Origin of the sequence: Bradyrhizobium sp. SEMIA (assembly GCF_014844175.1) — a bacterium.
GTDB classification, from domain to species: Bacteria; Pseudomonadota; Alphaproteobacteria; order Rhizobiales; family Xanthobacteraceae; genus Bradyrhizobium; species Bradyrhizobium arachidis.
In genome coordinates this window covers 2,592,916-2,612,159 of the sequence record NZ_CP046601.1, presented here as the reverse complement: position 1 = coordinate 2,612,159, position 19,244 = coordinate 2,592,916, and the positions used below count along the sequence as shown (strand labels likewise).

Genomic DNA, 19,244 nt, shown 5'->3' with positions numbered 1-19,244 from the left:
TGCTCGCTCAATGGATCTGTCCGGCTTGAAGCTGGGAACGAAATTCGGTCCAGACGGCGTCGTAGGCGGCATCGAAGCTGGGGTTCTTGAACGGCTCGAACATGTTGCGCGGCCGGGGCAGGCTGATCTCGATATTGGCGAGCAGCCGTGAGGGCCTCTGGCTCAGCACGACGACGTTATCGGCGAGCAGCACGGCTTCGGTAATGTCATGGGTGACGAATATGACGGTGGCGCCGGCTTCCATAGACAGGGTCTGGAGATCGCTTTGCATCACCATACGGGTCTGGGCATCGAGAGCGCCAAACGGCTCGTCCATCAGGATCACGTCGGGGCGATAGACCAGCGTGCGCGCGATCGATCCGCGCTTCTGCATGCCGCCGGAGAGTTGGCTCGGATAATGCTGCTCGAACCCCGTCAGGCCAACAGACCGAAGGACATCGTCAACCCGTTTTTGCCGTTCGTGCGCGGGGACGCCGCGGAGCACCAGCGGCAACTCGACGTTTTCGGCAAGAGTCTTCCAGGGCAACAGCTGCGCCTGCTGCGGCACGAAGCCCACCTCGGTATTGACCGACGTGACCTTGCGGCCACGGTGATGGACCGTCCCGCGCGTTGGAAAGAGCAGGCCGGCGGCCATCTGGAGCAGCGTGCTTTTCCCGCAGCCGCTCGGTCCGATCACCGCGATGAACTTGCCGCGGGCGGCCTCGAAGCTGATCCCGTCCAGCACACGGATCTGCGTTCGCTGCCCCGGCGACGGAAAGTCCTGTCCTATCCCGTCGAACACGAGCACGCGATCATCCATGCCGATCAACCTTCAACGAACATGTCTATACATATTCCAAGCCGTCGAAATGGGCAAGCCAAGGCCCATGGCGAGAATTTGGGCTTCATGGGTCGAATGAGAGGCAGGTGCGGACGGCGAGATCGCTGCCGCGGCGCACCGACGTTGCGGCCCCGGCATGAATGATCGCGTGAGCCGACCGGTCTGGGCCGACAAGTTTCAGGACACCCGCCGATAGCTAAAAGAGCTACGGCCTAGTCATGGAGCAGCGTTTGCCAGTCTGGAGGCACCGCCCCCGCCGGCCCGGGCACCGGCTGATCCAGCGGACGGGAGAGCGGGCCTGGTAGCTTCGGACCGGCGAAAGCCTCACCCGTGCGATAGTCGTAAAACCATCGTTCGCCCGGCTCGAAGCTCGTGATGATCGGGTGACCTGTTGCTGCGTTGTGTTTCGATGCATGCTGATTGGGTGACGCATCACAACAGCCGATGTGACCGCACTCGACACATCTGCGAAGATGGAACCACCACCCGCCCGCAGCCGAGCATTCCACGCAGCCCGTTCCGCTCGGCCTGGCGGCGGGGTTGATGCCATCCGTCTCAGACTTCATAGGTTCAACCCACTCCAAGTGCGCGCCGTCGCCGCGAACGCATTCACGCCGCGATCCGCGACGATCACATCCTGCCGGTGTTTTGCCCGACGTGTCAACGTGACCGCAGTCACGCACGTCGTCGCGGCACGCCCGAAAATCCCGTGTCGATCAAGGGCCCTCTACTGTGCATGGGGTTGTTTTCGATTTTTTGTTTTGAACCCCGACAAAAAACGCGAAGAAGCCCCTCACTCCGCCTGCAGGATCTCCGCGATCGCAGCGCCTGCCGCGATCGTGCCGAGCTTGCCGCCGACGTCACGCGTCGCCCTGCCCTCGCGAAGCGCCTTCGCCACCGCAGCCTCGATCGCACGCGCCGCTTCTTCATAGCGGGCGGCGCCGCTCCTCTCGCCGTGCCAGGCCAGCAGCAGCGCGGTCGACAGGATCAGGGAGACCGGATTGGCGACGTCCTGCCCCGCGATGTCGGGCGCCGAGCCGTGCGCGGCCTGCGCCATCGCGTAGCGGTCGCCGACATTGAGCGAGCCGCCGAGGCCGAGGCTGCCGGAGAGTTCGGCGGTGAGATCGGACAGGATGTCGCCGAACATGTTGGTGGAGACGATCACGTCGAAGCGGTCGGGGCTCCGCACCACATGCGCCATCATGGCGTCAACCAGGATGTCGTCGACTTCAAGGCCGGGATAGGTCTTGGCCGCTGCGCGGCAGATGTCGAGGAACATGCCGTCGCCGATCTTGAGCACATTGGCCTTGTGCACGATGGTGAGATGTTTGCGTCGCTTCATCGCCAGGCGGCAGGCGGCGTGCGCGATGCGCTCGCAGCAGAGCCGCGTGATCCGGCGCAGCGAGATCACGACGTCAGGCGTGACCAGCATCTCGCCATTGCCCTGCTCCATGTTGCGGTCGGCGTAAAACCCCTCGGTGTTCTCGCGCACCACGACGAGGTCGAAATCACCGATGCGGCCCGGCCGCCCCGCATAGGTGCGCGCCGGCCTGACATTGGCGTAGAGGTCGAGGCTCTTGCGGAAGTAGCGTGAAGGGTTGATCTCGCCATGCGCCTCGTCCTTGAAGTCGAAGGTCGCGGTCGGGCCCAGGATCAGGCCATCGGCGGCGCGGACGATGTCGAGCAGCTCGGGGCGCACGGTGGTGCCTGATAGCTTCAGGCTGGCATGGCCGACCGCGTGCTCCTCGAGCCGCAGATCGAGCTGGAAGCGTTCGGAGGCCGCGCGCAGCACGCCCGATGTCGCGGTCGTGATCTCGGGCCCGATGCCGTCACCCGGCAGAACGACGATTTGCATGGCGTTTCCCCAAAATTGCAGTCACGGCGCGATCATACGCCGGCACGAGGCGACATCGCCTGACCTTCGCGCATACACAGCATGCAAGCATATGCCTGTGGAAGGCGGCTTCGGCGTAGTACATGCCAAAAGTCCCTTTTGGCCACGCCGCCGGAGCAACGCGCTGACGCAATGACAATCACGTTACCTGCCGCAGCGCGCGAACCCGACCATCCCATTGCCGACGGCCTTCCGGTCACGCAGCGGCGCTGGGCGATTGCCGCGATCTTCACCGCGCTGGCGATGGCCTCGCTCGACACCGCGATCGCTAATATCGCCCTGCCCGCCATTGCCGCCGATCTGCATGTCACGCCGGAGCAGTCGGTCTGGGTGGTCAACGTCTACCAGATCGCGCTGGTGGCGACGCTGCTGCCGCTCGGGGCGCTCGGCGAGATCGTCGGGCACCAGCGCATCTATCTCGGCGGCCTGGTCCTGTTCACCATCGCCTCGCTGCTCTGCGCGGTGGCGTGGTCGCTCGATAGCCTCTTGGTCGCACGCACGCTGCAGGGCCTCGGCGCCAGCGGCATCATGAGCGTCAACACGGCGCTGGTGCGCTTCGTTTATCCCGGGCGGATGCAGGGCCGCGGCTTCGGCCACAACGCGCTGGTGGTCGCGACCGCCTTCACCTTCGGACCGTCGATCGCCTCCGCCATCCTCGCGGTCGGCCCATGGCCGTGGCTTTTCGCCGTCAACATCCCATTCGGCCTCGTTGCGATCGGCATCGGCTTTGCGATGCTGCCGAAGACGCCGCGGGCCGATCACGGCTTCGACTTCCTCGGCGCGCTTCTCGCCGCCGCATGCCTCGGCCTGTTCATCACCGGCGTCGGCAGCGCCGCGCACAATCTGTCGCCGGTTGTCGTCGGCATCGAACTGGTCGCGGCCATCGCGCTCGGCTTCATCCTGACCCGCCGCCATGCCGATCATCCGGCGCCGATGCTGCCGATCGACCTGTTCGGCCGGCCGATGTTCGCGCTGTCGGCGGCGACGGCCGTTTGCTCCTTCGCTGTGCAGGGCCTCGCCTTCGTCTCGCTGCCGTTCTATTTCGAGGACGTGCTGGGACGTTCGCAGGTCGAGACCGGCTTCTTCATGACGCCGTGGCCGCTGGTGGTCGGCATCATGGCGCCGATTGCGGGACGCCTGTCCGACCGCCATCCGGTCGGCCTATTGGGCGGCATCGGCCTCGTGCTGCTCGGCCTCGGCATGGCGCTGCTCGCGCTGCTTCCGGCGAGCCCGAGCATCCCCGATATTGTCTGGCGCATCATGATCTGCGGCATGGGGTTTGGCTTCTTCCAGGCGCCGAACATGAAGGCGCTGATGGGAAGCGCGCCGCCGCATCGCAGCGGCAGCGCCTCCGGTATCGTCGCTACCGCGCGCCTGACCGGACAGACGACCGGCGCCGCACTCGCCGCGGCCTGCTTTGCCATGGCCGGACATAACGGTGCGACAGTGGCGCTGGCGCTCGGCGCCGGCTTTGCCGCGCTCGGCAGCGTCATGAGCTTCTTGCGGCTGGCGGTGAAGTAAGCCTCTAAGCCAGGTGCCGGGCAGCCGTCGCGTCGATCGCCGCGGCCGCCGCGACGACGGGCTCGTCGTCGAGCGCGGCGAGGCGCCCGTCGATCGCCTCGATGACCTTGCGCGAGAACGGGCCGAGATGGGCATAGGCCGCGATCAACTGCACCGCGATGCGCGCCGATGAGGTGTCGCGCTTGGCGCAGTTCATGAAGGTCTCCCACAGCGGCCCGCGCGCCTCCGGAAGCGCGGTGACCACGCGGTGCACCGTCTCCATCGCCCCGACCTTCGCGCGGATGTCGCCTTCCGCGAGCTCATGGCGCTGCCTCGAACGGTCGAGCAGCGTCATCAGGCGGTCGACACGCCGCGCATACGCCGCCGGGCTGTAGATGTGCTCCAGAACCCGCTTGTAGTCCGTCAGGATGTCGCGCAATGGGCGGACCGGATCGAAGTTGATGCCGGCCGTGCACTGATCGGCACCGATGGTCGGCGCTATATCGTGACCCGGATGCAGCCGGCCTTCGCGCTCCAGTCGGCGCGTGAGCTGCGTGTTCGGCAAGGCGTAGAGCAGGCCGACCATGGCGACCGGGATCGCGGCTTCCTCGATGAAGTCGATCATCGCCTCCGCCATCGAGACCTTCTCGTTGTCGAAGCCGACGATGAAGCCGGCGGTGACCAGGATGCCGGCGGCGTAGATCTTGTGGATGCTCTCGGCGATGTTGCGCCGCGTGTTCTGCTTCTTGCGCATCGCGACCAGCGTCGCGGGATCCGGGCTCTCGATGCCGACGAAGATACCGAAGAAGTTTGCGGCTCCCATCAGCTCCAGCAATTCAGGGTCATCGGCGAGATTGACCGATGCCTCAGTCGACAGTTCGAAGGGATAGCCGTGCGCGCGCTGCCATTCAGCGAGTTGCGGCAGGAACTGCCGCAGCGACTTCTTGTTGCCGATGAAATTGTCGTCGACGAAGTCGAGATGACCGCGGTAGCCCATGTTGTAGAGCGTCTCGAGCTCGACGAACATCTGCTCGGTCGTCTTGGTCCTGGGCACGCGTCCGTAGAGCTCGATGATGTCGCAGAACTCGCAGGTGAACGGACAGCCGCGCGAATATTGCACACCGATATAGAGATAGTCCTCGAACTTCAGGAGGTCGAAGCGCGGCACCGGCGTCTTTGTCACGTCGGCCTGGAATTTCGGCGCGGTGAAGACACCGGATCGGGCCCCGCTTTGCCAGGCCGCGATGAACTCGTCGATGATGCCCTCGGCCTCGCCGAGCACCCGGAAGTCGGCATTCTCGTAGATGTGGGGGCTGGAGGTCGGATCGGGGCCGCCGACGACCACCGGCTTGCCGGCCGCGCGGCACATCTCGATCAGGCGCAGCGTGTCGGCCTGCTGCGGCAGCATGCCGCCGGTGAAGACGACGTCGGCCCAGGCGAAATCGTCATCGCTGAAAGCTTGCGTGTTGCAATCGATCAGCCGGACGCTCCAGTCCTTGGGCAACATCGCCGCGACCGTGATCAGGCCAAGGGGGGCTGCCGGGCGCCGGACGCCCATCAATTTGCAGGACTCGCCAAAACTCCAGAACGACTCCGCGGTGAAGAGCGGATAGAGCATCAGCACGTTACAGGGGCTCGGCACGTCGATGGCACTCCTTTTGAGTCGGCGCAGTGTAGCAAAGCGCTCTCATCTTGCACCCCGACAAAAGGACCAAACTGTGGTCGTTGCATGCAAGGGAACCTGCAAACGTCGCCCCAAGCGGGGGCCTTGGCGCTCCGGGAAAGGTCGTTCAGCCCGCCCAGCCGGGGCGAGGCAAAACACCGCGGGTGCCCCAATCTTCCCGCAGCCGCGAGAATCTTCAATAGCTGCCCCTCGGACTATTGATTTGAAGAGTTCCAAATTGCCGGACACATTGCGCCCCTGAGTCCAATCGGTGGATTGGGCCAATCAGGGGACTGCGATGGCAAACCTAACAATCAACGGAAAAACCTTCACGCTCGACGTCGAGCCGGATACCCCGCTGCTCTGGGCGATCCGCGAGAATGCCGGCCTGACCGGCACCAAATATGGTTGCGGCATTGCACAATGCGGCGCCTGCACGGTTCACATGGACGGCGTCGCCACCCGCTCCTGCGGCATTTCGGTCGCCGAGGCCGAGGGCAAGAAGATCACCACGATCGAGGGGCTCGCCTCCGGCGCCACGCTGCACAAGGTGCAGGAGGCCTGGATCGCCCAGGACGTGCCGCAGTGCGGCTATTGCCAGAGCGGCATGATCATGGCCGTGGCGGCGCTGCTGAACGAGAAGCCGAAGCCGACCGACGCAGACATCGACGAGGCCATCACCAATATCTGCCGCTGCGGCACCTTCCAGCAGGTGCGCGAGGCGATCCACACGATCGCAAGCGCGTAAGGGAGCCGCCCCATGAACAAGCACGTCTCTCCCAAGATGAACCGCCGTGCCTTCGTCATCGGCACCGCCGCTGTCGGCGCCGGCCTCGCAATCGGCCTCGATCTCCCGTTCGGCGGCCCCACTGTGGTCCGCGCGGCCGATGGCTCGCCGGAGGTCAACGCCTGGGTCGTGGTCCGGCCCGACGACACCGTCGTGATCCGCATCGCCCGCTCCGAGATGGGCCAGGGCTCGCTGACCGGCCTTGCCCAGCTCGTCGCCGAGGAGCTCGAATGCGACTGGACCAAGGTCACCACCGAATATCCGACGCCCGGCCAGAGCGTCGCCCGCAAGCGCGTCTGGGGCGATTTCTCGACCGGCGGCAGCCGGGGCATCCGCTCCTCGCAGGACTATGTCCGCAAGGGCGGCGCCACCGCGCGCGTAATGCTGATCGAGGCCGCCGCCAATGAGTGGAAAGTGCCGGCCTCCGAATGCACGGTCGCCAACGGCGTCATCACCCATACGCCATCAGGCAAAACCACGACCTACGGCAAGGTCGCCGAAGCCGCCGCGAAGCTGACGCCGCCCGCCGACGTCAAGCTGAAGGATCCGAAGGACTGGAGGCTGGTCGGCAAGGGCGTGAAGCGGCTCGACACCGCCGACAAGACCAATGGCACCATGATCTACGGCATCGACGTCAAGCTACCGGGCATGCTGAACGCCGCGATCAAGGACTGTCCGGTGTTCGGCGGCAAGCTGAAGAGCTACGACGAGGCCAAGGTCGCCGGCATGAAAGGCGTCAAGAAGGTCGTCAGGGTCGGCGATACCGCAGTGGCGATCGTGGCCGACACCTGGTGGCACGCCAAGACTGCGCTGGAAGCGCTGCCGATCGTCTGGGACGAAGGCGACAATGCAAAAGTCTCCAGCGAGTCCATCGCAAAGTGGCTGGCCGAAGGCCTGAACAACGATCAGCCAGCCTATGTCGGCAACAAGAACGGCGACGCGAAAGCCGCGATCGCCGGCGCGGCCAAGAAGGTCGAGGCCGTCTACTCCTATCCCTACCAGAACCACGCCACCATGGAGCCGATGAACGCCACCGCGCTCTACACGGCGGACAAGTGCGAGGTCTGGTGCGGCACCCAGAACGGCGAAGCCGCCTTTGCGGCCGTGCTGGAGGCCTCCGGCCTGCCGGCGGAGAAGTGCGACGTGCACAAGGTGATGCCGGGCGGCGGCTTCGGCCGGCGCGGCCAGACCGACTATGTCCGCCAGGCGGTCATGGTCGCCAAGCAGATGCCGGGCACGCCGATCAAGCTTTTGTGGTCGCGCGAAGAGGACATGGCGCACGGCCGGTATCACCCGATCACCCAGTGCAAGATGACCGGCGCGTTCGATGCCAACAACAATCTGGTCGCGCTGCACTACCGCCTGTCCGGCCAGTCGATCCTGTTCTCGCTGCGCCCTGAAGCGCTGCAGAACGGCATGGACCCGGCCGCATTCCAGGGCGTCGCCCAGTCCGGCGAGGCCGCGTTCGGCTATTCGGTGCCGAACCTCTTGATCGAGCATGCGATGCGCAACCCGCACGTTCCGCCCGGCTTCTGGCGCGGCGTCAACGTCAATCACAATGCGATCTACATGGAATGCTTCATGGACGAGCTGGCCCAGGCCGCAGGCCAGGACCCGCTCGAATTCCGCCGCAAGCTGATGGGCAATCATCCCAAGCATCTGGCGGTGCTCAATGCCGTCGCCGAGAAGATCGGCTGGACCACGCCGGCGCCGCAAGGCGTCTATCGCGGCATCGCGCAGGTGATGGGCTATGGCAGCTATGTCGCCGGCGCCGCCGAGATCTCGGTGACCGACGGCAGCAAGATCAAGGTGCATCGCATCGTCGCCTCCACCGATCCCGGCTACGTCGTCAATCCGGCGCAGGTGGAGCGGCAGATCGCGGGCTCCTTCGTCTATGGCCTCTCCGCGCTGTTCTACGGCGGCTGCACCGTCAAGGACGGCAAGATCGAGCAAACCAACTTCGACACCTACAATTCGATGCGCATCAACGAGATGCCGAAGGTGGAATCGGTGATGGTGCCGAGCGGCGGGTTCTGGGGTGGCGTCGGCGAGCCGACCATCGGCGTTGCGGCACCCGCAGTGCTCAACGCCTATTTCGCCGCGACGGGCAAGCGGGTCCGCTCGTTCCCGCTGCGCGACCAGAACATCACCTTCGCTTAAAGCAACATGCTGCGGCGGCAAGAGATGGCCGCCGCAGCCCTTTTTCAGATGCCCCTGATGACCACGCGCCCGGTGACACGGCGCAATGCCGTGTTCGGCATCACCATGGCGGCCGCGACGCTGGCGCGGCCATCGATCTTGCGCGCGCAATCCACGGCACGCGTCGTCGTGGTCGGCGGCGGCTTCGGCGGCGCCGCTTGCGCCCGCGCGCTGAAGCGTGCGCAGGACAATTTGCAGATCATCCTGATCGAGCCGAACGCGGTCTTCACCTCCTGTCCCTTCAGCAACGAAGTGATCGCCGGCCTGCGCGAGATCGAGGCGCAGCAGTTCGGCTACGACAAGCTGGCCGCCGAGGGCGTCACCGTGATCGGCCAGGCCGTGACCGCGATCGACCCGGCGCGGCGCAGCGTCATGACGAGCGATGGTGTGGCGCTGCCGTATGATCGTCTCGTGCTCTCACCTGGCATCGACTTCCATTTCGAAGCCCTGCCCGGCTACGACGACGCCGCATCGGAAAAGATGCCACACGCCTGGAAGGCCGGCGCACAGACGCTGCTGCTGCGCAGGCAATTGGAAGCGATGGAGGACGGCGGCACGGTTGCCATCGCGGTCCCCGCCAATCCCTCGCGCTGTCCGCCGGCGCCCTACGAGCGCGCCAGCCTGATCGCGCACTATTTGAAGACGAAGAAGCCACGCTCGAAAGTGCTGGTCCTCGACGCCAAGGACAGTTTCTCCCAGCAGCGGCTGTTCGAGAAGGCGTGGAAGGAGCTCTACGGCGACATGATCGAGCGCATCGCGCTGTCGCAAGGCGGCCGCGTCACCTCGGTCGATGCCGCGACCAAAACCATCGTCACCGAATTCGGCAATTACACGCCCGATGTCGCCAACGTCATCCCGCCGCAGCGCGCCAGCCGTATTGCCGAGATCGCGGGCGTTACAGATGCCACCGGCTGGTGCCCGATCGATCCTGTCACCTTCGAGTCAAAACTCGTCAAGAACATGCACGTCATCGGCGACGCCTGCCTTGGCGGCGGCATCCCCAAATCGGCATCGGCCGCGAGCGCGCAGGGCAAGGCCTGCGCCGCGGCGATTGTCGCTTTGCTTGCAGGTCGCGCACCGGAGGCGCCACGGCTGACTGGCGTCTGCTACAACACCGTCGCGCCCGGTTACGGTTTTTCGCTCGCGGGCAACTACCAGCCGAGAGGCGAGATCTTTGCCGAAGTCGAAGGCGGCGCGACGAGCCCGGTCGATGCACCGCGCGAGCTTCGCGCTCGCGAGGCCGCGGACGCGGAGCGCTGGTTTCAAACCATCACGGCGGACACCTTTGGCTAGGGCATGATGAGACCAAGCCGACGCCACGACCACAATGCGCCCCCTCCCCCGCCTGCAGGGGAGGGTTGGGGAGAGGGTGTCTCCACCCGCGAGGACCCCCAAGAGGAGAAAGCCCTCACCCGCGCCTTCGGCGCGACCTCTCCCGCAAGCGGGAGAGGTAAGAGGAGCGCGCGGCGATCTTGGCCGCACCATCGAGCACTTGCGATTGCAGCGTTGATCCTGGCGGGCTTCACCTCGCCCTGCCGAGCGGACGAGCTTGCGCCCTACAAAATCACCGGCGACGGCATCGCGGAATCCCTCACCGGCACTCCCGGCGATGCCGCACGCGGTCGCGCGCTGGTGCTGGCGCGCACGACGACCTGCATCCTCTGCCATTCCGGTCCCTTCCCCGAAACCCGCTTCCAAGGCGACCTCGCGCCTGATCTCTCCGGCGCCGGGAACCGCTGGACGGCGAGCCAGTTGCGGCTTCGTCTGGTCGATGCGGCGCGCTTCAACCCGGAGACCATCATGCCGTCCTATTACCGCAACGATGGCCTCATCCGCGTCGGGCGCAATTTCGCCGGCAAGCCGATCTTGTCGGCTGCGGAGTTCGAGGACATCGTGGCCTTTCTTGCAACGCTACGGGACTAGCTTCATGGCGACCACGCGACGACAATTTTTGAATCTTGCCGGAGGCCTGACAGTCGCCGGGACGATCCCGATCGTCACGCTGCGGCCGCTCGAGGCAACGCCAGCGATGCTCAGCGCCGCGATCCGCAACGTCGTCGGCGAGGCATCAATTCGCACTGGCAAGGTCAAGCTCGACATTCCCCCGCTGGTCGAGAACGGCAACACGGTGCCGATGACGGTGAGTGTCGCAAGCCCGATGACGGCGACCGACTACGTCAAGAGCATCCACGTCTTCAACGAGAAGAACCCGCAGCCGAACATCGGCAATTTCTATCTCAACCCCTCCTCCGGCCGCGCCCAGGTCTCGACCCGCATCCGCCTCGCCGACACCCAGAAGGTGGTCGCGATCGCGCGCCTGTCCGACGACACCTTCTGGCAGGTCGCGGCGGACGTCGTCGTGACGCTGGCCGCCTGCACCGAGGAGCTGAACTGATGGCCGCGCTCATCAACGTTCCCGCGAAGGCCAAACGCGGCGACATCATCGAGATCCGCACTCTGACCTCGCACATCATGGAAACCGGCTTCCGCCACACCGCCGACGGCGCGCTGGTACCGCGCGACATCATCACCAGCTTCACCTGCCGCTACAACGGCACCGAGGTCTTTCGCGCCGACCTGTTTCCGGCGATCGCCGCCAATCCGTATCTGTCCTTCTTCACCGTCGTGAAGGAGAGCGGCAAGTTCGAGTTCGAATGGATCGGCGACAACGGCTATTCGTCCACAGCATCGGCATCGATCACCGTCGAATGAGATTTTGGCGCGCGATAGCGGCGGCGATATTGCTCGCCGCGGCCCCTGCCCTGCTCGCCGGTGAAATCCCGCCCGATGCGCGCCGGTCCGGCTATGCGTTCATGGGGCCCGACACGCGCGCCATGCAGGATGACGACACGTCCAATCCCGGCATGCTGTTCGTGCTCGACGGTGAGGCGCTGTGGGGCAAGAAGACCGGCAGCGCCGACAAGTCCTGTGCCGATTGCCACGGCGATGCGCGAAACAGCATGAAAGGCGTCGCGGCGCGCTATCCCGCGCTCGATCAAACGCTCGGCCGTCCCGTTACGCTGGACCAGCGCATCAATCTCTGCCGCGCCAATCATCAGCAGGCGACGGCGCTCCCTTACGAGAGTCGCGACCTGCTGGCACTATCCGCCTTCGTCGCCCACCAGTCGCGCGGCGTCGCGATCACCGCCGGTGACGATCCGCAACTCAAGCCGTTCGTCGCACAGGGCCGCGATCTCTTCATGCAGCGCGAGGGCCAGCTCAACCTCGCCTGCACCAATTGCCACGATGACAATTTCGACAAGCGCCTCGCTGGATCACCGATCACGCAGGGACAGCCGACCGGCTATCCGCTCTACCGTCTGGAATGGCAGACGCTGGGATCTCTGGAGCGTCGCTTGCGCAGCTGCATGACCGGCGTCCGCGCCCAGGCCTATGATTACGGCGCACCGGAACTGGTCGCGCTCGAGCTTTACCTGATGTCGCGGGCGCGCGGCCTGCCGATGGAGACGCCCGCCGTGCGCCCCTGAGGCGCCAGATTAGGACTAGGCAGGCGTGGCACGGCCGCTAGTATCGCTCCCAAAGAAAATGACAGAGAGGGAGGGACTAAATTGGCCAACCACAATATCTCGCGCCGCACGCTGTTGAAGGGCACCGCCGCGGCCGGCGCGCTCAGCCTGACCGGGCTGCCCGCCCGCGCCGAGGTCAACTGGAAGAAATATGCCGGGACCAAGCTGGAGGTGATCCTCGCCAAGGGTCCGCGCGGCGACAACCTGCAAAAGAACATCAAGGAGTTCACCGAACTCACCGGCATCCAGGTGGAATCCGAGCAGATCCCCGAGCAGCAGCAGCGGCAGAAGGTCGTGATCGAGCTCACCTCGGGCCGGCCGAGCTTCGACGTGGTGCATCTTAGCTATCACGTCCAGAAGCGTCAGTTCGAGAAAGCCGGCTGGCTCGCCGACATGACGCCGTTCATGAAGGATCCGACGCTGACCGCGCCCGATCTTGTCGAGAGCGATTTCTCGGCCGCCGGCCTGCAATACGCCAAGAACGACAAGGGCCAGATGCTGTCGCTGCCCTGGTCGGTCGATTACTTCATCCTCTACTACAACAAGGAGCTGTTCCAGAAGAAGGGCGTCGCCGTCCCCAAAACCCTCGACGAGATGGTCGCGGCGGCCGAAAAACTGACCGATACCAAGGAAGGCACCTACGGCTTCGTCGGTCGCGGCCTGCGCAACGCCAACATGACGTTGTGGACCAATTTCTTCCTCAACTTTGGCGGCGAATTCCTCGATGCCAAGGGTAACATCCTGACCGACGGCCCCGAGGCGGTCGCCGCGACAAAGCTCTATCAGACGCTGCTGACCAAGGTCGCGCCGCCCGGCGTCGCCGGCTTCAACTGGATGGAGTCGATGGCCTCGTTCACGCAAGGACGATCTGCGATGTGGATAGACGGCGTCGGCTGGGCGCCGCCGCTGGAGGATCCCGCCGCCTCGCGCGTCGTCGGCAAGGTCGGCTACACCGTCGTGCCCGCCGGACCGAAGGGGCAGTATTCGGCCACTTACGGCGACGGCATCGGCATCGCCGCTGCGAGCAAGAACAAGGAAGCTGCCTATCTGCTCTGCCAGTGGGTGGTCTCGAAGCAGCAGGGCGCGCGGCTGCTGCAGGCCGGCGGCGGCGTGCCGTTCCGCAACTCGATCCTGAACGATCCCGAGATCCAGCAGGGCGTGAAGATGCCCAAGGAGTGGCTGCAATCGGTGATCGATTCCGCCAAGATCAGCAAACTCGGCCTGCCCGTCGTCATCCCCGTTGCGGAATTCCGCGACATCGTCGGCGCAGCGCTCACGGCGACGCTGTCCGGGGCCGATCCCGCGACTGAACTGAAGAAAGCCAACGATCAGTACCGGCCGATCCTGGAGCGCAGCGAAAAAGCGTGAGTGCGTTGACACAATCGACTCCGGCCGCGGCTTCGACCGAGGCCGCGCCGGAGAAGGGGTTGCGGCCGCCGTCCTACTGGCCGTTCGTGGTGCCGGCGCTTGTCGTCGTGCTGGCCATCATCATCTTCCCGTGGGTCTTCACCATCTGGATGAGCCTGAACGAATGGAAGGTCGGCTCGCCGACCACCTTCGTCGGGCTGTCGAACTATCTGCGGCTGACCAGCGATCCCCGCTTCATCGAGGCGATCGGACACACCATGGTCTACACCGCGCTGTCGGTCCTGCTACCGCTGGTGCTGGGGACGTTTGCAGCCGTGGTGTTTCACCAGAGGTTCGCCGGCCGCGGATTCCTGCGTGGCGTGTTCATCATGCCGATGATGGCGACACCCGTCGCGATCGCGCTGGTCTGGACCATGATGTTCCACCCGCAGCTCGGCGTGCTGAACTACCTGCTGTCGCTGGTTGGAATTCCGGCGCAACTCTGGGTCTTTCACCCCGCGACCGTCATTCCCTCGCTGGTGCTGGTCGAGACCTGGCAATGGACGCCGCTGGTGATGCTGATCGTGCTCGGCGGCCTGGCCGCAATCCCGACCGAGCCCTATGAGAGCGCGCAGATCGACGGCGCCAACTTCTGGCAGGTGTTCCGCTTCATCACGCTGCCGCTGATCATGCCGTTTCTGTTCATTGCTGGCATGATCCGCATGATCGACGCGGTCAAGAGCTTCGACATCATCTTCGCGATCACGCAAGGCGGACCCGGCTCGGCATCGGAGACGATCAACATCTATCTCTATAGCGTCGCCTTCACCTATTACGACCTCGGCTACGGATCTGCGATCGCGGTCGTGTTCTTCCTGCTGATCGTCCTGCTTGCGGCGGTGATGCTCTACGCCCGCCAGCGCATGCTGTGGACCGAAATCGCGAGCGGCGCATGAACTTTCGTCAGCTCATCGGCAGGATCGGCTTGTGGCTTTCGGTGTTCGTCATCGTATCGCCGGCTATCCTGTTCTTCCTCTGGATGCTCTCGTTGTCACTCAAATTCGAGGTCGATAACGCCGCCTATCCGCCGGTGTTCTTTCCTGATCGCATCGCCTGGAAGAACTACGCCGACGTGCTCGCCTCCAACCGCTTCCTGACCTATTTCATCAACAGCCTGATCGTGACGGGCAGCGCGACGTTGCTGGCGCTGATCGTCGGCGTGCCCGCCGGCTACGGCATCGCACGCATGGCCGCGCATAAATCCGCGATCGTGATCCTGATCGCCCGCATCACGCCGGGACTGTCCTACCTGATCCCGCTGTTCCTGCTGTTCCAGTGGCTCGGCCTGCTCGGCACGCTGGTGCCGCAAATCATCATCCATCTTGTCGTCACGGTGCCGATCGTGATCTGGATCATGATCGGCTATTTCGAGACCACACCGATGGAGCTGGAGGAAGCCGCCCTGATCGACGGTGCCGGCCGCTGGCAGGTGTTTCGGCACGTGGCGCTGCCGATTGCGAGGCCCGGCATCGCTGTGGCCTTCATCCTCGCAGTGATCTTCTCCTGGAACAATTTCGTGTTCGGCATCGTGCTGGCGGGGCGTGAGACGCGCACCCTGCCCGTCGCGGTCTACAACATGATCTCGTTCGATCAACTGAGCTGGGGCCCGCTGGCCGCGGCCGCCCTGATCGTGACGTTTCCAGTGCTGCTGCTGACGGTGATGGCCCAGCGACAGATCGTCGCCGGGCTCACCGCGGGTGCCGTCAAGGGCGGGTAGCTACTCCGCCGGCGCGGCGTGCATCTCCGGATGCGCGGCGTAGCGCTCGCTGGTGCCGAGCTTGCTGGCCGCGAACAGGCCGGCCGACATCACGGCATAGGCGAGTGCGACCGCCGGCGTCACGCCAAAGCCGCCACCGATGCCGACGGCTTCGCCATGCATGAAGCCGAAGTAGGTCAGGATCGCACCGACCAGCGCGAAGGCGGAGGCCCTCTCGAAATCGCGCTCGATGATGAAGACACCGATCGCACCCAGGATGAGACCGCCGAGGATGGAGCCGCCGCCCATCACCTCCAGGCCGTGATAGAATACGCCCTGCTGCGGCAGCGCGGCGATCGCGGCAGCCTTGACCGCGTCGGCCTTGTCGGCGGCCATTCCGCCGACCGTCGCCGCAGCCGTCATGGTCGAGCCAAGCATGGTGTCAATCTGGAGCTTGGCCCAGGCGGCGAGATGCGGGGTCAACGCCAGCACGATCGCGGGCGCGTGCTTGACCGGTGTGGTCTGGAACGCCTGCGCGCCGATGAGCATGCCGATATAGAGCAGGATCGGCGAGATCGCGACGACCGGCACCAGCGCCAGCAGCACCGAGATGATGCCGAACCAGGCCAGCACCACGACCATGATACCGGTCGCAGCGGAATAGCCGATGCGGCCACCCATCGCCTTCCAGCCGGGATGGCCGATATAGACCGCGTTGATGAAGGGATTGCCCATCAGGCAGCCGATCAGGCTGACGATGCCGTCGGCAGTCAGCACGCGCGTGGTCGGATATTCGTCGCCGGCCGCTTCCGCGCTTTCGACATTGTCCATGGCCTCGACGAGGTCGTAGATGCCAAACGGAATGGCGGTGACCAGGATGATGCCGAGGAATTCGAAGCCGGAGAAGACGTAGCCCACGGCCGGGATCGGCACCGAGAAGCCGAAGTTCGCGAAAGCGGCTCCAACACCCGCGATGCTCAATCCGCCGAGGCCGAGCCCGAACAGGTTGGAGCCCCAGGCGATGATCATGCCGGCCGCGATGGCGACGAGGCCCGCGGGAATGCCGCGCCAGTATTTCACGCCGCCGAACCAGCTCACCAGGATGATGGCGAAGCAGACCAGACCGATCTGCGGCGTCATGTACATCTCCAGCGCAGGCCGCATCGAGATGAAGGTGACGGAGACTCCGGCAAGCGTGCCGAGCAGCGCCGCACGCGGCGTGATTTTTCGAATGAATGGGGCAACGAAGCCACCGATCATAAGAATAAAACTCTGGAAGAACACCCAGACGAGGCCGGCCGACCAGCCCTTGAGCGGATCGCCCGTCTTCAGCGTGATCGGCAGCATGATCACGAAGGTGACGATGAACATGTGCGGCACGCTGACGCCCGAGGGCAGCGCGCAAACGTCGCTGCGGCCGGTCTTCTGTGCCAGGCGATAGGCGAGGAATGCGTAGTAGAAGGTGGAGAGGCACATCATCAGCCCGAGCGCAGGCAGGATGCGGCCGAACACGAGGCTGTCAGGCATCTTCAAGACGAAGCGCAGCAGGCCCGTGAGCACCAGCATGTTGACGAGGATGTTGGTGCCGAAGCCGAAAAATGCGTTCCAGTCGCCCGATGTCCATAGTGCCGGTTTGAAGCTGGACTTGCCGGCCGTCCCCGTCAATGTGCTCATGAAAATACCCCTATGTGCTCGAAGTCTTCATTGCCTCCAGAACTGCGGCCGAGTCCGTGACCCAGCCGAAGATGCCGCCCTGGGCCTTGATCATCTTCAGGCCCATCTCGTGAAACTCGGGGAAGTAGGACGCGCAGCCGTCGGCGATGACGACGCAGCGATAGCCGCGGTCATTGGCCTCGCGCACGGTGGTATTGACGCACACCTCAGTCGTGACACCGCACACGAGCAAATTCTCGATGCCGTATTTCTCCAGCACGTCGGTGAGCTCGGTGGCGTAGAACGCGCCCTTGCCGGGCTTGTCGATCACGACCTCGCTGTCGAGCGGATAGAGCTCGGGGATGATGTCGTGGCCGACCTCGCCGCGAATGAGAATGCGCCCCATCGGGCCGGGATCGCCGATGCGCAAGGACGGGGCGCCGCGCTCGACCTTCGCCGGCGGCGCATCGGAAAGGTCAGGCAGATGGCCCTCGCGGGTGTGGATCACCAGCATGCCGCTCTCGCGCGCAGCCTTCAGCACCGCGCCGATCGGCTTTACCGCGCGCGCAAGCTGGCTGACGTCATTGCCGAGCGTCTCACCGAAGCCGCCGGGCTCCATGAAGTCGCGCTGCATGTCGATGATAAGGAGCGCGGTGGCGGCCCAGTCGAGCTTGATCGGCTCGGGCTCGGCCCTGATGACGCCCAGTGTCGATTTGCTTGAGTTCAACATGACGCCCCCGCGAGAACTCTCTTTACGGAGAGTTCTGCAAGCGCCGTGCCATTGTGTACAATTGCGATGGGGCGTGGGACGTGAGGGAATTCGTTGTGCGGTCAGAAGGTTACGGCGGCGATCGACGGCTGCTTATTCCCTGTGCGACGGCTTTGCGACGTGCATTTGCTTAAAGGATGAGCGGCGCACGACGCACTCTCCGCCGTCATTCCGGGGCGACGCGCCAGCGTCGAGCCCGGAATCCATCGGGCCGCAGTACGCGAGGTGAAATGGATTCCGGGTTCGCGCTACGCGCGCCCCGGAATGACGGCGGAGAGTGTGTGACGACGCCTAGCGCCTACCGCCCACCCCATACAGCTGCCGATACTCATTCTCATACGGCGCATACGAATCCTTCAGCGTTGCCATGTTGAGCAACATCGTGGCGACCATCGTGCCCGCTCTGTCGAACACGCGCGTCTTCGCCCAGGCGCTCTCGGTGCGGCGGCTGCCGGAGAGCGCGACCACCTCGCGCTCGACCTCATACTCTTCGTCGACGAAGAGCGGGCCTTTCACCAGGCGGATCTCCTGATCGGCGAACAGGCCGACCGCCGGGCCCTTGGCCGGCAGCGGATCCTCTTTGGAGCGGTACTGGAACAGCACACTCAGCATCTCCATCGGAATGATGGGCCTCCGCCACGGATTATCGGCGGTCGCGTAGTAAGGCGAGTTCTCGGTGATGACGGCGAGCTTCTGCCGCAGCGAAAACGGATAGAGGTCGCCCATGTTCTGGTCGAACGCCATCCGCACAGTCTGCCGCTTGCTGGTCTGCGCCACCTTCACATCGCGCAGGATCACGGGATCGGTCAGCGGCTTGAGCTCGCCAAGGCGCGTCTCCAGCGCAGTCTGGGCGTGCGGCTCACCTAGCGAGGCCGTGCCGCGCAGCACCTCGGCGCCGTCGCGCTTCACCATCTGGATCTCGCATTGGCGCGTTCCCGGCAGCGGCTTCGACAGGATCGCCTGCACCTCCTCACCCTCGTAGCAGACGCTGCGGTAATGCGCTGAGATGCAGCCGGTCTCGAACCAGGCGCGTCCCCACAGCCGCGCACCGAGCGGAGCGAACTGGCTGAAATGGGTCGGGCCCTCGATGGTGCCGCCCTTGAAGCCGAGCTTCTGCGCGGTGGCGTCGTCGTGGATCGAGGCATGCGCGTCGTAGGTCTGCGCCTGCAGCATCTGGCGCGGCTGGCGCCACGGGCCGGTCAGGGCCTCGGCCGTCTCGGTGATCTCGGTGTCGAATGCGTCAGCCATAGTGCTCTCCATTGGCAGCCATGACTAGCAGGAGCGCCACGGATGCGGCCAGCGATATTGACTTCGCGGCCCCATGCTTTT

The 19,244-nt window shown here is 64.8% G+C and carries 18 protein-coding genes; 11 read left to right on the top strand and 7 right to left on the bottom strand.

Translation table 11 applies throughout. From position 1 onward, the window contains the following. Nucleotides 1–7: 7 nt before the first annotated feature. The 3 genes from FOM02_RS12675 to FOM02_RS12665 form a co-directional block, all read right to left on the bottom strand. A complete protein-coding gene (locus FOM02_RS12675; protein WP_159073921.1) occupies nt 8–787 on the bottom strand; it encodes an ABC transporter ATP-binding protein in 780 nt (259 codons plus the stop codon). A gap of 245 nt (nt 788–1,032) precedes the next feature. Beyond that, nucleotides 1,033–1,386, bottom strand: coding sequence for a UBP-type zinc finger domain-containing protein (locus FOM02_RS12670; RefSeq protein WP_084334227.1), 354 nt, complete (start codon nt 1,384–1,386; stop codon nt 1,033–1,035). 227 nt (nt 1,387–1,613) lie between these two features. Continuing rightward, nucleotides 1,614–2,675, bottom strand: coding sequence for an isocitrate/isopropylmalate dehydrogenase family protein (locus tag FOM02_RS12665; RefSeq protein WP_027558428.1), 1,062 nt, complete (start codon nt 2,673–2,675; stop codon nt 1,614–1,616). 171 nt (nt 2,676–2,846) lie between these two features. On the opposite strand from FOM02_RS12665, the gene FOM02_RS12660 reads away from it, so the two are divergent. Beyond that, complete coding sequence (locus FOM02_RS12660) at nt 2,847–4,235, top strand: MFS transporter (RefSeq protein ID WP_027558427.1); 1,389 nt, start codon at nt 2,847–2,849, stop codon at nt 4,233–4,235. Nucleotides 4,236–4,239: 4 nt separating this feature from the next. Here FOM02_RS12660 and FOM02_RS12655 read toward each other — a convergent pair whose 3' ends face one another. Beyond that, nucleotides 4,240–5,862 carry a B12-binding domain-containing radical SAM protein gene (locus FOM02_RS12655; protein WP_027558426.1) on the bottom strand — a complete coding sequence of 541 codons (1,623 nt, stop codon included), beginning with the start codon at nt 5,860–5,862 and terminating at the stop codon, nt 4,240–4,242. A 313-nt stretch (nt 5,863–6,175) separates the two neighbouring features. Here FOM02_RS12655 and FOM02_RS12650 point away from each other — a divergent pair, with 313 nt between their 5' ends. The 10 genes from FOM02_RS12650 (at nt 6,176) to FOM02_RS12605 (ending at nt 15,514) form a co-directional block, all read left to right on the top strand. Further along, nucleotides 6,176–6,625, top strand: coding sequence for a (2Fe-2S)-binding protein (locus FOM02_RS12650; RefSeq protein ID WP_027558425.1), 450 nt, complete (start codon nt 6,176–6,178; stop codon nt 6,623–6,625). Between the two features lie 12 nt (nt 6,626–6,637). Beyond that, the gene (locus FOM02_RS12645; RefSeq protein WP_027558424.1) at nt 6,638–8,824 is read left to right on the top strand and encodes a xanthine dehydrogenase family protein molybdopterin-binding subunit; all 2,187 of its coding nucleotides are present in this window, start codon (nt 6,638–6,640) and stop codon (nt 8,822–8,824) included. A 48-nt stretch (nt 8,825–8,872) separates the two neighbouring features. Further along, the gene (locus tag FOM02_RS12640) at nt 8,873–10,156 is read left to right on the top strand and encodes an NAD(P)/FAD-dependent oxidoreductase (protein WP_027558423.1); all 1,284 of its coding nucleotides are present in this window, start codon (nt 8,873–8,875) and stop codon (nt 10,154–10,156) included. A gap of 204 nt (nt 10,157–10,360) precedes the next feature. Then, on the top strand, nt 10,361–10,786 hold the full coding sequence (soxX, locus tag FOM02_RS12635; protein WP_084334292.1) for a sulfur oxidation c-type cytochrome SoxX: 426 nt from the start codon (nt 10,361–10,363) through the stop codon (nt 10,784–10,786). Between the two features lie 4 nt (nt 10,787–10,790). Continuing rightward, nucleotides 10,791–11,258 (top strand): SoxY-related AACIE arm protein, encoded by a 468-nt coding sequence (locus FOM02_RS12630; protein ID WP_027558421.1) that lies wholly within the window; start codon nt 10,791–10,793, stop codon nt 11,256–11,258. After that, nucleotides 11,258–11,575 carry a thiosulfate oxidation carrier complex protein SoxZ gene (soxZ, locus tag FOM02_RS12625; RefSeq protein ID WP_027558420.1) on the top strand — a complete coding sequence of 106 codons (318 nt, stop codon included), beginning with the start codon at nt 11,258–11,260 and terminating at the stop codon, nt 11,573–11,575. The genes FOM02_RS12630 and soxZ overlap by 1 nt, the downstream gene beginning before the upstream one ends. Further along, nucleotides 11,572–12,351 carry a sulfur oxidation c-type cytochrome SoxA gene (gene soxA, locus FOM02_RS12620; RefSeq protein ID WP_027558419.1) on the top strand — a complete coding sequence of 260 codons (780 nt, stop codon included), beginning with the start codon at nt 11,572–11,574 and terminating at the stop codon, nt 12,349–12,351. The genes soxZ and soxA overlap by 4 nt, the downstream gene beginning before the upstream one ends. Before the next feature lie 81 nt (nt 12,352–12,432). Further along, nucleotides 12,433–13,758 carry an ABC transporter substrate-binding protein gene (locus FOM02_RS12615; protein WP_027558418.1) on the top strand — a complete coding sequence of 442 codons (1,326 nt, stop codon included), beginning with the start codon at nt 12,433–12,435 and terminating at the stop codon, nt 13,756–13,758. Next, nucleotides 13,755–14,693 (top strand): carbohydrate ABC transporter permease, encoded by a 939-nt coding sequence (locus tag FOM02_RS12610; protein WP_027558417.1) that lies wholly within the window; start codon nt 13,755–13,757, stop codon nt 14,691–14,693. The genes FOM02_RS12615 and FOM02_RS12610 overlap by 4 nt, the downstream gene beginning before the upstream one ends. Then, a complete protein-coding gene (locus tag FOM02_RS12605) occupies nt 14,690–15,514 on the top strand; it encodes a carbohydrate ABC transporter permease (RefSeq protein WP_027558416.1) in 825 nt (274 codons plus the stop codon). Before FOM02_RS12610 ends, FOM02_RS12605 begins: the two co-directional genes overlap by 4 nt. Here the strand turns inward: FOM02_RS12605 and FOM02_RS12600 are convergent, their stop codons facing one another. From FOM02_RS12600 to FOM02_RS12590, 3 genes are all read right to left on the bottom strand, one after another. Continuing rightward, nucleotides 15,515–17,167, bottom strand: coding sequence for a hypothetical protein (locus FOM02_RS12600; RefSeq protein ID WP_027558415.1), 1,653 nt, complete (start codon nt 17,165–17,167; stop codon nt 15,515–15,517). A gap of 10 nt (nt 17,168–17,177) precedes the next feature. Then, nucleotides 17,178–17,876 carry a cysteine hydrolase family protein gene (locus FOM02_RS12595; RefSeq protein ID WP_027558414.1) on the bottom strand — a complete coding sequence of 233 codons (699 nt, stop codon included), beginning with the start codon at nt 17,874–17,876 and terminating at the stop codon, nt 17,178–17,180. 330 nt (nt 17,877–18,206) lie between these two features. Further along, complete coding sequence (locus FOM02_RS12590; RefSeq protein WP_231164304.1) at nt 18,207–19,163, bottom strand: hypothetical protein; 957 nt, start codon at nt 19,161–19,163, stop codon at nt 18,207–18,209. Between the last annotated feature and the right edge of the window lie 81 nt (nt 19,164–19,244).

Coding starts and splice junctions, on each gene's coding strand:
- FOM02_RS12645 (WP_027558424.1), top strand. CDS start 6,638: ATGAACAAGCACGTCTCTCCCAAGATGAACCGCCGTGCCTTCGTCATC.
- FOM02_RS12600 (WP_027558415.1), bottom strand. CDS start 17,167: ATGAGCACATTGACGGGGACGGCCGGCAAGTCCAGCTTCAAACCGGCA.
- FOM02_RS12670 (WP_084334227.1), bottom strand. CDS start 1,386: ATGAAGTCTGAGACGGATGGCATCAACCCCGCCGCCAGGCCGAGCGGA.
- FOM02_RS12630 (WP_027558421.1), top strand. CDS start 10,791: ATGGCGACCACGCGACGACAATTTTTGAATCTTGCCGGAGGCCTGACA.
- FOM02_RS12650 (WP_027558425.1), top strand. CDS start 6,176: ATGGCAAACCTAACAATCAACGGAAAAACCTTCACGCTCGACGTCGAG.
- soxA (WP_027558419.1), top strand. CDS start 11,572: ATGAGATTTTGGCGCGCGATAGCGGCGGCGATATTGCTCGCCGCGGCC.
- FOM02_RS12640 (WP_027558423.1), top strand. CDS start 8,873: ATGCCCCTGATGACCACGCGCCCGGTGACACGGCGCAATGCCGTGTTC.
- FOM02_RS12605 (WP_027558416.1), top strand. CDS start 14,690: ATGAACTTTCGTCAGCTCATCGGCAGGATCGGCTTGTGGCTTTCGGTG.
- FOM02_RS12665 (WP_027558428.1), bottom strand. CDS start 2,675: ATGCAAATCGTCGTTCTGCCGGGTGACGGCATCGGGCCCGAGATCACG.
- soxZ (WP_027558420.1), top strand. CDS start 11,258: ATGGCCGCGCTCATCAACGTTCCCGCGAAGGCCAAACGCGGCGACATC.
- FOM02_RS12590 (WP_231164304.1), bottom strand. CDS start 19,163: ATGGCTGACGCATTCGACACCGAGATCACCGAGACGGCCGAGGCCCTG.
- FOM02_RS12660 (WP_027558427.1), top strand. CDS start 2,847: ATGACAATCACGTTACCTGCCGCAGCGCGCGAACCCGACCATCCCATT.
- FOM02_RS12595 (WP_027558414.1), bottom strand. CDS start 17,876: ATGTTGAACTCAAGCAAATCGACACTGGGCGTCATCAGGGCCGAGCCC.